Here is a 12,147-nt window from a genome sequence, read left to right on the forward strand (position 1 = left end):
TTTCTTATTCTGCTTTTTTCTTCACTTCATCTGTCAATTCCTCAATGCTTTTTCTTACATTCGACTTGCCAGAGTAGTTTTCAATTAATTCCTTAACATCAATCCCGCTTGATGCTTTTAATGATTCTTGAAGACTAGCCATTAAATTAGTTGCATAACTGGTGATTTTATTGGCACCGCCATTCGCTCCAGAACCGCCCGTATCGACAACCGTAATTTTATCAATATTGGATAAGGGGGCAGCGATTTGCTTCGCATATTCTGGGAGCATTTTGATAATCATGTCTAGGATTGCCGCTTGGCCGAATTGCTCGAATGCTTCGGCAATTTTTTCCTTGGCTTCGGCTTCTGCTAAACCTTTTAAGCGAATAATTTCTGCTTCCGTCGAACCCTGTGCCTTTTGCGCTTCCGCTTTGGCGAGACCATCCAATCGAATCCGCTCTGCTTCGGCTTTAGCCATTGCTTCGATTCGATATTTATTTGCTTCTGCTTCTGCCATTTCTTTTGCCTTATTTGCGGCAGCCGATTGTTCCACAGAATAACGGTCGGCGTCCGCCTTTTTCTTCACTTCCGAATCGTATTGACGTTCGCGACGTTGAATTTCTTTTTCTTCCAATTCAATTTGTTTCTGTCTTTCGATAATCTTGATTTGCATTTCTTGTTCCATTACTTCTTGTTTCGAACGTGCACTTTCAAGGTCGTAGGCTTGGTCAGCACGTGCTTTGGCGACATCTTGTTCACGGCGGTACTCGGCAATTTTCAAAAGATTGATTTTTTCCGCCTCAGCAATTTCTGTGGCCCGCTCTAACTCATTCCGCTTTGCTTCCTTAGAAGCCTCTGCTTTTTTAATACGGGTTTCTTTATCCGCTTCAGCTGTGGCAATATCGGCATCTCGTTTAACTTGAGCGATACGCGGTTTCCCAAGGGAATCAAGATATCCATTTTTATCGCGAACATCCTTAATCGTAAACGAGACAATCACTAAGCCCATTTTAGCCAGATCTTGTGAGGCAACTCTTTGAACCTCTTGTGAAAATTTATCGCGATTTTTATAGATTTCTTCTACGGTCATTGAGCCAAGGATCGAGCGAAGATGGCCTTCAAGAACTTCCCTGGCTTCACTTTCGCGATCTTCCCTTGGCTTTCCAAGATACTGCTCGGCAGCAGTCGCAATTTCACTAATCGAACCGCCGATTTTAATAATCGCTACCCCATCGGCCATGACTGGAACACCTTGCTCAGTATAGACCTCTGGAGTCGTTACTTCTAGTTTACTAGATAGCAAGCTGAGTGGTTTTGCCTGTTGGAAAACTGGTAAAATAAACGTACCGCCGCCGCGGATAATTTTGATTTTGTTTCCGGATTCGTCCACATGGACATTTCCGTTGCCAAGGAAGCTTCCTGTCACAATCAAGGCCTCATCCGGCCCTGCAGTTCTGTACTTGGTAATAAAAACGCCAATTAAAGCTAGAAAAATAAGTGCAACAATCCCAATAATAACCCAGATAATGTTAAATTCCATATCCTAAAACCTCCCTATAAAAAACTCTCTAATTGATGATGAACCGTTACTTGCAGGACACCATTTTCTACTTGGACCACAAGGACATTCGTACCGCTTGGGATCGTGTCCCCATCAAAGCTTGATGCTGGCTTGGCAATTCTGCCGCTTGTACTGTCAATCATTACTTCCCCATACCCGTCAACAGGGATGGTGGTAATTACTGTCCCAGTCCGGCCACGCAAATCTGATTCTTTATAGACTAGTGACTCCTCCGCACCCGACAGCGGGACAAGAACAAAGACATTTAATAACGTCACCACAATCAAGGATGCAGCAGCCGAGATGCCTAAAATGAGTAAATAATGTAATGAAGAAAGTCGCTCAAATAAATAACCGCTTGCCGATAGGATGGTTACGAAAGCGAAGATCAAGACTGGGTTAAGAAAATCGAGTCCGTCTCCAAACCCATGAAAATGAAAGACATCGGCAAACAAGACATAAATTAAGGTTAATACCCCGGAAATGATTAACCCATATAAATAAATCGTTTCTAAAGGAATGCTAAATGGTTCCATGCGCATCAATCCTTATCATTCATATAAAAGGCATTTTTTCATTTTTTGCTACGTAACCACCACTCCTCATCCATAAGCATCATCCTTTCTATGTATCTACCTTAAATACGGTTAAATTATGGAAAAGTTTCACTTTTTTATTAAAATTTACCGGATTTATTTTATACTTCGATAATGCTTGTCGAAAACCTGCCGTGCTATTAAGAAGAATCTTTGAACATTTTCACTTAAAAATAAAAAAGTGCCATAGCACATGGCTACAACACCTTATTGAATCATATTCAAGAACTTCCTTGTTCGTTCTTCTTTTGGATTGGTGAAAATTTCTTCTGGCTTGTTCCTCTCGACAATCACACCTTGGTCCATGAAAATGACTTCATCGGCCGCTTCGCGGGCAAAGCGCATTTCATGGGTAACAACGATCATCGTCATTCCCTCCCTAGCAAGGTCCTTCATGACCTTCAATACTTCACCAACCAGTTCAGGATCAAGTGCGGACGTCGGCTCATCAAAGAGCATTACCTCTGGTTCCATTGCTAGTGCCCGGGCAATGCCGACACGCTGCTGCTGACCACCGGAGAGCTGGGCGGGAAAGTAATCAATTTTATCACCAAGGCCCACTTTCTCAAGTAATGCTTGTGCTTTTTTCCTTGCAGCTTCTTTCCCCTCTCCTTTTACAATGATTGGTCCCTCCATGACATTCTGAAGAGCTGTTTTGTGAGGAAAGAGATTATAACTTTGAAAAACCATTCCGGTTAGGCGCCGAAACGAGGCAATTTGTTTTTTAGGTACAGCTTTAGAAAAATCTAAACTTTGACCTTCGATGGAAATGACACCTTTTGTCGGAGTTTCCAACACATTCAAACAGCGGAGCATCGTTGTCTTACCGGATCCCGATGGACCGATGACAACGACCACTTTTCCTTTTTCAACGACGAGGTCAATCCCTTTTAACACCTCTAACTGACCAAATTGCTTATATAATCCTTTAATTGAAATCATCGTAAAACTCCCTCATTAAGACGTGTACCGGTCCATTCTCTTTTCCAAGTATCCTTGCAAGATCGAAAGGAAAAAGCAAATGACCCAATAAAGAAGCGCTGCCTCTACGTATACCAATAGAAATTCATAGGTTGTTGAAGCAATTTCTTGGGCCCGGCGAAACATCTCTGTTACAAGAACAACTGACGCAAGAGAAGTGTCTTTTACAAGACTAATAAATGAATTCGATAATGGCGGTATGGATACTCTTGCTGCCTGCGGAAGAATGATTCTTTTTAACGCCTGGGTATAGGTCATTCCAATCGAATAACCGGCTTCCCACTGGCCCTTAGGAATGGAGATAATCGCTGCTCGAATGATTTCTGAAGCATAGGCCCCAACACTTAGAGAAAAACCAATCACCGCGGATATAAACGGATCTAAGGTAACTCCGATATTCGGAAGTCCATAAAAAATAATGAATAACTGAACAAGCAATGGTGTTCCGCGAATCGCCGAAACATAAAATCTGGCAATCCCTTGAAAGAATTTAACCTGAGAAATTCTGGCAAGAGCCGTTAACACCGCCAGAATAATCCCAATGATAAACGAAATGATTGTTAATGGAATGGTATTCATAATAGCACCCTCCAGCAGTGGCTGGAGGGAAGTTTTTGCAATATCGATTAATCTTGCCGTTCTTTCTGGGTCAGCAAAAATACTATTTAAGTACATCTTCACCAAACCATTTCTCAGAGATTTTTTTGTAAGTACCATCGTCGACGATATCTTTTAGCGCTTTATTCACTTCGTCAACAAGTGTGTCACTTTTCTTTCTAAACATAAAGCCGCTTGAAGAAGCATCATTTGCGGTTGCAACAACCTTGATTGGCGCATCTGGCTTTTGCTTTTTATAGTCTAAAAATGAAAGCTTATCGTTAATGGTCACATCCACACGTTTTTGAGCAAGGAGCTCAACTGCTTGCTGGAAACCATCCACTCCAACAATCTTAGCTCCATATTTCTTTGCCATATCTGCGTAGTTACTTGTCATCGATTGAGCTGCATTTAATCCTTTAATATCTTCAAATGCTTTAACCTTATCATTATCTTTATGAGCAATCAGGACACCTGCTGAAGTAATATATGGGTCTGAGAAATCATACTTTTCCTGACGGTCTGGACGAATCCCAACTTCGTTAGCAATTATATCAAAACGCTTCGCATCTAATCCAGCAAACATCGCATCCCACTGGGTTTCTTTAAATTCTGGTTTAACCCCGATACGTTTAGCCACCTCAGTCGCAAGATCCACATCAAATCCAGTTAGATTGCCACTAGTATCATGGAAAGTGAATGGAGGATATGTACCTTCTGTTCCAATTAAAAGTGTTCCTTCATCTTTTACCTTTTTCAATAAATCATTATCTGCTTTTTCAGCAGTTTTGTTATCAGTTTTTTTATTATCTTTATCGGCATTATCCTTGCCGCATGCTGCTAGTACAAACATAAAGCTTAATAAGAGTGCAAAAATAATAGTAAGTTTTTTCACTGGTGAAACCCCCTAATTCAGATTGTTTTTATCGGATTTAATCATATTACACAGATTCGCTTCTGTCAAAGGAAAAGATGTGAACGAAATTAAAATTATTTTACCCTTTTTTATAAAATAAAAACCTATCAGATATGTTTCTTATGATAGGTAGCTATTTTTATTTCCACCACTCGTCAAACATGGTGGTTGGTAGTTGGCGTTTATGTTCTGTCATAAGATAACGCTGTTCAATTTTCTCTGCGACTTCTTTTGAAACTGGTTTTCCTTCCAGATAATCATCGAGTTCATCATATGTAATCCCTAACTCTGTTTCGTCGGCCTGTCCAGGCTTTTGGTCCAGTAAGTCTGCGGTAGGTATTTTTAAATATAAACGTTCATCCGCACCGAGCTCTTTTAACAAGGCTTTCCCCTGCCGCTTGGTTAAGCCGCTGAGCGGAAGGATGTCAGCCCCTCCATCGCCATACTTCGTATAGAAACCCGTGACCGCTTCTGCTGCATGGTCCGTTCCAATAACAAGCAGTCCCTCCATGCCCCCGATTGCATATTGAGCAATCATCCTCATCCTAGCTTTTACATTTCCTTTTTGATAATCACTTAAAGGTGCCCCTTGATAACTTGTATCATATTCCTTTTGTACATCATCAACGGCTGTTTTGATATTAAAGACTGTCTCACGATCTGCACGGATAAAGGCTAATGAACGCTTAGCATCTTCCTCATCTTGCTGGACACCGTAAGGGAGACGAACAGCGATAAACAAGGCATCCAGTCCTTCGTTGCGCAGCTCCTCAACTGCCAGTTGAGCGAGGCGGCCTGCAAGAGTAGAGTCTTGACCGCCGCTAATCCCTAAAACATAGCCCTTTGCCATTGTTTTGATTATGTAATTTTTCAAAAAATCAATCCGTTTCCGAATTTCTTCTTGCGGTTGAATGGTCGGACTTATGTTTAACTCCTTCATGATCTGTGCTTGCAAACTCATTTAGTGTTCCTCCTGACTCACAATTGATATATTAAATAATGTACCACAAATATCTCTATTTCACTAAAAACTACAAGAAAGTTAGTGATTTGGGTATATTATAAAAAAAGTTCTTGGAGGGATTGGATGGAAGCAAAAACGTGTAATGAATCTCGAGTAGTGAGAACGAGTCGGATTTTTCCTAATGATGTAAATAACCATAATACCTTGTTCGGCGGAAAGTTAATCAGTGATATTGATATGATTGCCTCTATTTCGGCAGTAAGGCATTCCAGAGCGGAATGTGTCACTGCTTCAATTGATTCGGTCGACTTCCTTAGTCCAATTACACCGAAGGATTCAGTTTGTATCGAAACGTTTGTCTCGTCAACAGGATCTTCTTCCATGGAGATTTTCGTCAAAGTTATTGCGGAGAACCTGATGTCCGGGAATAGAAAAATTGCCGCGACTGCTTTTTTAACATTTGTTGCATTGGATGACAATGGAAAACCGACAAAGGTTCCAGGAATCATCCCTGAAACCGAAGAAGAGAAAAAACTATTTGAAACAGGAAAAGAAAGAGCTGAAAAAAGAAAAGAACACAGAAAAAGCAGCAAAGAACTGGCAAGCGTCCTGACCATACATAAACCTTGGGAATAAGAAAAGCGGAAGCGCCTAGGGGCTGGAGCTAAACAAAAGAAAGAATAGAACAGAAAAGGTTCGCGAAATTCGCGAACCTTTTAATTTCTGTAGATCCCTTCGACTTGGTGCATTAGGAGGCAGCGGGGCCCAGCCACGATCGACCATTCGATCGAACCCTTTAGAGGAATACACCAAAATATCTAAAATATACTAATCTACAACTGATTCACTGCGCGCCTTCCAACTCATTACGCCATCTTCTTCATCAATCTCAATGGTGACATCGACGACACCTTTTTCTGCCATAATCTTTTCGTGTAAACGGTCTTTAATATTATCAGCCGCGGCCACCGTTAATTTTGGATCGACCTCGATTTCTAACTCCACATGCAGGTCCTCTCCCTCTTTAATAACAGTTATCCCTTGAACATCTTTGACATCAGGGTCCTCCATAACAAGAGTGCCGATTTTATTCTCCATCTCTTCATCTGCTTGACCAAGGACTCCTGCCGCATTATCCAAAAAGACTCTTCCAACAACAAAGAGCATCATCCCACCAATAAGCATCGAGGCCAAACCCTCTATTTGATGGAATGCAGTGAAGTGAGAAATGACGACTGCAATAATCGCTAACAAGCCGCCCAAGGTTGCAACAAGGTCTTCCATGAAAACAAGCTTTGTCGCAGGTTTAGCTCTACCCATATTGGCAAAGCTTTTAGTAAAAATTTGAAACCCACTTGCTTCAATCTCAATTTCATGTAAAATCTCTTTCATTGCTTTAAATAAAACAAACGTTTCAAGAAGCGTCGCAACGGCTAAAACTACTAAATTAATGATAAAACCGCCCGACTCTGTAGGATGTACAACATGGTGGTAGCCTTCTTTTATGGTTTCAAATGCCATAATTCCGACAATTAACACAGCACCCAAAAGAACAAGATTCACTAAGCGCCCGAACCCATTTGGATATTTTTCAGTCGGTGCCTTCTTACTTAAGGCGGAGCCGATAAACACAAAGAACTGGTTCGCAGCATCACCGAGGCTGTGCATCGTTTCAGCGAACATCGCCACATTGCCTGTAAACATAAAAGCAACACCTTTTATAATTGAAATGATCGTATTAATTATTGCCGCCAGCATGGCAGATTTATTACCACGTTTTAATAAATGCAGTAGTTCGCCCATCATATCCTCTTTTCTTTGTTAAACTTTGCTTTTCTTAATATTTTCAAAAACAACTCATTTCATTATAAATAACTTTGATTAACAATGACAACAAAAGGAAAATCTTCCAAAAAGATGATAAAATAAGAGAAATGATGAGTATATTTGGAGGATAGAGAATGACATTAGATGAAATCATGTGGAAACTTGCTGAACTGGGGTCGGAACAAACAAAGAAAACCTTTATCAATCACGGCGTACAGGGAACTTTCTTTGGGGTAAAGGTCGGCGATTTAAAAAAGCTAGTGAAGTATGTGAAAAAGGATCAAGAATTAGCGCTAGCGTTATATAACACCGGCAATCATGATGCCATGTATTTAGCGGGACTTTCTGTGAATCCAAAATTGATGGAAAAAGAGACACTTCAAGAGTGGGTTAATCAAGCAAATTGGTATATGCTTGCAGAATATACGGTGGCCGGAGTGGCGGCGGAAAGTAACTTTGCCCTTGAGTTGGCAAGAGAATGGATAAAATCCGAAAAAGAAATGGTTGCCGTCTGCGGATGGAATACGTATGCCAATTATTTGTCGATCACTCCTGACGAAAAGCTCGACATCGAGGAAATTCGCAACCTACTCCATCAGGTGGAAACAACTATTCATGAAGAAAAAAACCGGGTCCGCTATGTAATGAATGGATTTGTCATAAGTACCGGTGCCTATTTTACTGCTCTACATGAAGAGGCAATCAAGGTAGCTGAAAAAATCGGCAAGGTTCATGTGAATGTCGGCCAAACAGCTTGTAAAGTGCCATTAGCAACTGATTATATAAAAAAAATCGAACTCCGCGATAAAATTGGCGTCAAAAGAAAAACATGTATTTGTTAATATAAGGGACCCCAATTATTGGGGCACCCTTATTAATTATACGTTCTTAAGGACCATATATAAGCGGTTGTTCCTGTGAGCTTGTTCATCTTCTGGAGCTAAATCGTATTTTTTTAGCAAATGGAATACCTCGTTTAAAAGGTCCTGTGTATGCTCTTTTTCAAAGAATTGATTAAATAATGGCTTCATATCTTCAGGCAAAAAAGCAGCAAGAGATACGTATTTACTTTTTACATCTTCATGGGTATGGTCTAGCTTGCATTCGCTCATAAAGTCTCCTCCTAACAGTTAATACACTTAGTATAAACAAAAAAGCCCAAAAATGGGCTTTTTTTATGCCTTCTTATTCTCAGTCACTTCTAGTACATCCAAAAGGAACACAAAGACGGGAATTCCGACAATCAATCCCCAAACACCAAAAAAGTGCTCGGAGAATATCAAGACAATGAATGTATAGAAAACTGGAAGGTTTGTTTTTGAACTCATTAAATTTGGATTGAGAATATACGCCTCAATACCATGAATAATCATAATGGCAATGCCGACATAAAGGACTTTGATCAAACCGCCAATACTATAGGCAATAATTGCAAGCGGAATTAATGAAATAATCACACCTGCAACAGGAATAAGACCCAAAATAAAAATCAAGATGGATAACCCGCCAAGCTGTGGGAAATCCAGGATCCATAAGGAGATGGTTGTCAAAATACAGTTCACAACAGCAATGATTAGTTGGGCTTCAATCACTTTACCAAACGTTCCAACAAATTTTCGTCCAAAAAATTCAATTTCACTATAAATGGGTGAAACTTTACTGGTTCTAAATTTCTTTGTAAAGGCAATCAAACGCGGCTTTTCCAACAGGAAGAACAAACTCATTAACAGAGCCAATAAAATTTGCAAACCAATTTTACTAATATCAGTAAAATATTTAAATACAAAGGTAAAGCCTTGCTCTAAATAGCTTGAGATTTTTATTTCTTCCATTCGACTCATTATATAATTCAGTACAATATTATCATGCTTAGTTGTATAAAAGGCGGTTAATTGCTTGATTAATGCGGTAATTTCGCCTGCAATCATTGGAAGATACATGACCAATCCATAAGAAAGCAAACCGACAATACTCGCATAAGATATCACAACAATTAACTTTCGGTTAAGCGGAATTTTCCTTTCAATGAATTGGACTAACCGATCCATTAAAAAAGTAAGTATGAACGTAAGTAAGATTAGATTAATCATTGACTTCATTGCATAAATAGCAATGGCAATTAAGACAAAAATTGATATTCTCTTGAAACCGGTGCTCTGCAATAGTTTATTCATCATAGGCCATTATCGATCCCCATTATATTCACTATAAATCACATGAAAGAATTTTTAATATACGGTTAGTTTACCAAATCTGCAGATATTTGTCTTATCTCAAAATTGGATTGGAGTAGTAGTATTTTCAATTGGTTTACCTTCAAAGCCTTGTTTCTTTAAATAGTCTAGAAGTAATGGTAAATAAGCAAGAGTTTCCTTTCGCTCATGTAAAAGGATAACTAGCGGTCCATTATGGTCTTTCTTCTGGTTTATTTGGTCGATAACGCTGTTGACATAGCGTTTATCCTTATAGTACCAATCCTTACTATCAATATTCCAGTCCCACATTAAATACCCATTTTCCTTGACGGCCTTTTTATACTCGTCTGTCATGTTTGGTACGCTGCCATAGGGCGTTCTCATAATAAAAGAATCGACACCTGACACTTCCTTTAAGGTGTTACGGTTTTGGGTTAATTCACTAAGCACCGATTCTTTAGATTTATAAAATTTCTTTTGACTGTGAGATACACTATGTAGTCCAACCGTTTCACCTGTCTTGGTCATTAATTTAACCGCTTCAGGATATCTCTTTATATTCCCATCAATCATAAAGAATGTTGCTTTAAATTGATACTTTTCAAGAAGCGCAATAATCTTATCGGAAAAAGCTGCTGGACCATCATCAAATGTTAAATAGACAATTTTCTTACCACTATTTCTTGGTTGTGTATTTTTTGGTTTAGACGGAGCTGCAATGGATTCCTTTGTCGGTGGTTGAGAAGTAGTTTTATCTTTTGTGGTGGGGTGTGCCACAGCTTTATTTGTAGTATGATTGTTTGGCACCTTACTAGTCTCTCGTTCTTGCTGATTACTCCATATCACGGCTTTGTCTTGTTGCTTTCTTATTAATTCTTTTTCCAATTTTAAATCGTTTGTGTTCCGAACAATCATCTCCGCTGACACATTTTTTTTCACAGGTAGATTAGTATCTTTATTTTTTTGATGATTTTTAGATTCATCGCCTGCAGCTTTTGCTTGAAAATAATTACTAACAAATATCCCTGTAAACAAAAAAACAACGGCAATGACAGCAATTAATGTCCCCTTCGACCAACCGCTTTTAAGATTCCCCATCGATCAATCCCTCTTTGATGTTTATTATTTTCTTTCTCCATTATAGACGAAATTTTAACCAAAGTGTTACCAAACTATGAAAATATTACAATATTAATAAAAGGTGCATATCGGCATAAAACAAGCTAAATACATGCATTTTAACTGTTACTATTTTATTTTTGCTAACCTCAGGAATGAAGATGGGTAGTCTTAAGCGGTATATGTTGATTTTCACTTACTGCTCTCTCACTCGCCACTGCATTTATGACGGGAAATTACCTTATATTAGGTCAAGGCAATAAGTACTTAAGTTCGGAAAAGACAAAAAGCCCAATTCTTCAAGGAGAATTGGGTCTTTATTTAAGGAATGGTGATGTTGTTACAAGAGGTTTTGCATTTCTTTGGAAGGGCAATCTGTCATCATTTAGAAGAACGTTCACTCATTTTTTTGTTCAAACAACCTCCACAATTTGGTGCCTGACACCCATTGACAATGATTCTCATTATCTATAATATTACCTTATAGAGATTATATTGGAGGGGGATACAACATGTTTAACATGCTTTATGGGTTGAAGGATATTCACACGGTTATTTCAAATCAACGTAAAATCGGCGGTGCGGCTGAGGCTGATTCGATTCGGTTATCATCAGGTGAAACCTATTTAAACCCTGTGTTTACTAATGTTGATATCTCAAAAGGTCATTATGTTTCTGTTGGTTTTATTGACCAAGATGGTGCAAATGTCATCGTACATGTCGATCAAATTGCTGTTATTAAAGGCTTGCAGCACAAATTAATTTGCCAGCTCAATAATACTTATATTAAGCAATATCTGCTGCACGATACATTGAAATATTTACAAAAGTTATGTGAAGTGAATGCTGGTTTTGTAACAAGCTCATTTAAAAAAGAAGCCTTGAAACTTGTGCGTGATATCAGTGTAAAAGAATTGAAAAACCATAATGTTTCGCTTCCATTCCCTGTGGAAGATAAATTAGTTCAATTATTTGCTTAATAAAAACGCGGTCCGCCTTGTGCTGGACCGCGTTTTGCTATTTATAGGATGTCCGCTTGGCAAGCCAATCGATAGCCATTGTTTAATTCGTTCCCTAGCTTGATATGCTCTTGTTCATTTGGCTTCGATAGTCCTGGACCTTGCAGGACCTGTACGGTACATTGTCCGCAGGTTCCTTTACGGCATTTGTATTTGATGGGCTTCTCTTGGTTTAGAGCGACATCTAGCAACTTCCCTTTATCAGGTGTTATTTCGAATTTATTCTCGCCTTGGAGCACGATTATTTTTTCAGAGTGAGGTTCTTTCCTAATCGTATCGGATGGCTGTTTAGGTTCTTCTTTTTCAAAAAGGGGACTTGCAGGTGGATTCAGATCAGGCGCCAATGAACCCGGAATGAGTGAGCCAACCGTAAAAACTCGTATGTTCACA

General features: G+C 39.2%; 14 protein-coding genes. 3 read left to right on the forward strand and 11 right to left on the reverse strand.

Annotated features, from left to right (window positions below):
* Positions 1-4: 4 nt before the first annotated feature.
* The 6 genes from COE25_RS03155 to nadE all read right to left on the reverse strand — a co-directional run bounded on the left by COE25_RS03155 (position 5) and on the right by nadE (position 5,594).
* Entirely contained in the window at positions 5-1,522 is a 1,518-nt protein-coding gene (locus COE25_RS03155; protein ID WP_088089530.1) for a flotillin lipid rafts scaffold protein FloT, read from the reverse strand.
* Positions 1,523-1,536: 14 nt separating this feature from the next.
* The gene (locus COE25_RS03160) at positions 1,537-2,079 is read right to left on the reverse strand and encodes an NfeD family protein (protein WP_098930902.1); all 543 of its coding nucleotides are present in this window, start codon (positions 2,077-2,079) and stop codon (positions 1,537-1,539) included.
* 267 nt (positions 2,080-2,346) lie between these two features.
* Positions 2,347-3,081 (reverse strand): amino acid ABC transporter ATP-binding protein, encoded by a 735-nt coding sequence (locus tag COE25_RS03165; RefSeq protein ID WP_088089532.1) that lies wholly within the window; start codon positions 3,079-3,081, stop codon positions 2,347-2,349.
* 15 nt (positions 3,082-3,096) lie between these two features.
* On the reverse strand, positions 3,097-3,795 hold the full coding sequence (locus tag COE25_RS03170; protein ID WP_088089533.1) for an amino acid ABC transporter permease: 699 nt from the start codon (positions 3,793-3,795) through the stop codon (positions 3,097-3,099).
* Complete coding sequence (locus COE25_RS03175; protein WP_306298972.1) at positions 3,782-4,612, reverse strand: amino acid ABC transporter substrate-binding protein; 831 nt, start codon at positions 4,610-4,612, stop codon at positions 3,782-3,784. The genes COE25_RS03170 and COE25_RS03175 overlap by 14 nt, the downstream gene beginning before the upstream one ends.
* 160 nt (positions 4,613-4,772) lie before the next feature.
* Positions 4,773-5,594 (reverse strand): ammonia-dependent NAD(+) synthetase, encoded by an 822-nt coding sequence (gene nadE / locus COE25_RS03180; RefSeq protein WP_098930904.1) that lies wholly within the window; start codon positions 5,592-5,594, stop codon positions 4,773-4,775.
* Positions 5,595-5,720: 126 nt separating this feature from the next.
* Here nadE and COE25_RS03185 point away from each other — a divergent pair, with 126 nt between their 5' ends.
* Positions 5,721-6,233 carry an acyl-CoA thioesterase gene (locus COE25_RS03185; protein WP_098930906.1) on the forward strand — a complete coding sequence of 171 codons (513 nt, stop codon included), beginning with the start codon at positions 5,721-5,723 and terminating at the stop codon, positions 6,231-6,233.
* Positions 6,234-6,425: 192 nt separating this feature from the next.
* Here the strand turns inward: COE25_RS03185 and COE25_RS03195 are convergent, their stop codons facing one another.
* Positions 6,426-7,400 (reverse strand): cation diffusion facilitator family transporter, encoded by a 975-nt coding sequence (locus COE25_RS03195; protein WP_098930908.1) that lies wholly within the window; start codon positions 7,398-7,400, stop codon positions 6,426-6,428.
* 158 nt (positions 7,401-7,558) lie between these two features.
* Here COE25_RS03195 and COE25_RS03200 point away from each other — a divergent pair, with 158 nt between their 5' ends.
* The gene (locus tag COE25_RS03200) at positions 7,559-8,266 is read left to right on the forward strand and encodes a DNA alkylation repair protein (RefSeq protein ID WP_098930910.1); all 708 of its coding nucleotides are present in this window, start codon (positions 7,559-7,561) and stop codon (positions 8,264-8,266) included.
* A gap of 36 nt (positions 8,267-8,302) precedes the next feature.
* On the opposite strand, the gene COE25_RS03205 is transcribed toward COE25_RS03200, so the two are convergent.
* The 3 genes from COE25_RS03205 to COE25_RS03215 form a co-directional block, all read right to left on the reverse strand.
* On the reverse strand, positions 8,303-8,536 hold the full coding sequence (locus tag COE25_RS03205) for a group-specific protein (protein WP_088089538.1): 234 nt from the start codon (positions 8,534-8,536) through the stop codon (positions 8,303-8,305).
* A 63-nt stretch (positions 8,537-8,599) separates the two neighbouring features.
* A complete protein-coding gene (locus COE25_RS03210; protein ID WP_088089539.1) occupies positions 8,600-9,601 on the reverse strand; it encodes an AI-2E family transporter in 1,002 nt (333 codons plus the stop codon).
* 96 nt (positions 9,602-9,697) lie between these two features.
* The gene (locus COE25_RS03215) at positions 9,698-10,717 is read right to left on the reverse strand and encodes a polysaccharide deacetylase family protein (protein WP_088089540.1); all 1,020 of its coding nucleotides are present in this window, start codon (positions 10,715-10,717) and stop codon (positions 9,698-9,700) included.
* 533 nt (positions 10,718-11,250) lie between these two features.
* On the opposite strand from COE25_RS03215, the gene COE25_RS03220 reads away from it, so the two are divergent.
* Positions 11,251-11,718 (forward strand): hypothetical protein, encoded by a 468-nt coding sequence (locus tag COE25_RS03220; RefSeq protein WP_098930912.1) that lies wholly within the window; start codon positions 11,251-11,253, stop codon positions 11,716-11,718.
* A 41-nt stretch (positions 11,719-11,759) separates the two neighbouring features.
* Here COE25_RS03220 and COE25_RS03225 read toward each other — a convergent pair whose 3' ends face one another.
* The gene (locus COE25_RS03225; protein WP_098930914.1) at positions 11,760-12,146 is read right to left on the reverse strand and encodes a 2Fe-2S iron-sulfur cluster-binding protein; all 387 of its coding nucleotides are present in this window, start codon (positions 12,144-12,146) and stop codon (positions 11,760-11,762) included.
* Position 12,147 lies beyond the last annotated feature (1 nt).

The sequence above is a fragment of the Bacillus sp. AFS031507 genome (genome assembly GCF_002584635.1).
Lineage (GTDB): Bacteria > Bacillota > Bacilli > Bacillales > Cytobacillaceae > Neobacillus.

Bases quoted from the DNA above. Each gene is read 5' to 3' on its own strand.
- COE25_RS03155 (WP_088089530.1), bottom strand. From the start codon at position 1,522: ATGGAATTTAACATTATCTGGGTTATTATTGGGATTGTTGCACTTATT.
- COE25_RS03160 (WP_098930902.1), bottom strand. From the start codon at position 2,079: ATGGAACCATTTAGCATTCCTTTAGAAACGATTTATTTATATGGGTTA.
- COE25_RS03165 (WP_088089532.1), bottom strand. From the start codon at position 3,081: ATGATTTCAATTAAAGGATTATATAAGCAATTTGGTCAGTTAGAGGTG.
- COE25_RS03170 (WP_088089533.1), bottom strand. From the start codon at position 3,795: ATGTACTTAAATAGTATTTTTGCTGACCCAGAAAGAACGGCAAGATTA.
- nadE (WP_098930904.1), bottom strand. From the start codon at position 5,594: ATGAGTTTGCAAGCACAGATCATGAAGGAGTTAAACATAAGTCCGACC.
- COE25_RS03185 (WP_098930906.1), top strand. From the start codon at position 5,721: ATGGAAGCAAAAACGTGTAATGAATCTCGAGTAGTGAGAACGAGTCGG.
- COE25_RS03195 (WP_098930908.1), bottom strand. From the start codon at position 7,400: ATGGGCGAACTACTGCATTTATTAAAACGTGGTAATAAATCTGCCATG.
- COE25_RS03200 (WP_098930910.1), top strand. From the start codon at position 7,559: ATGACATTAGATGAAATCATGTGGAAACTTGCTGAACTGGGGTCGGAA.
- COE25_RS03205 (WP_088089538.1), bottom strand. From the start codon at position 8,536: ATGAGCGAATGCAAGCTAGACCATACCCATGAAGATGTAAAAAGTAAA.
- COE25_RS03210 (WP_088089539.1), bottom strand. From the start codon at position 9,601: ATGATGAATAAACTATTGCAGAGCACCGGTTTCAAGAGAATATCAATT.
- COE25_RS03215 (WP_088089540.1), bottom strand. From the start codon at position 10,717: ATGGGGAATCTTAAAAGCGGTTGGTCGAAGGGGACATTAATTGCTGTC.
- COE25_RS03220 (WP_098930912.1), top strand. From the start codon at position 11,251: ATGTTTAACATGCTTTATGGGTTGAAGGATATTCACACGGTTATTTCA.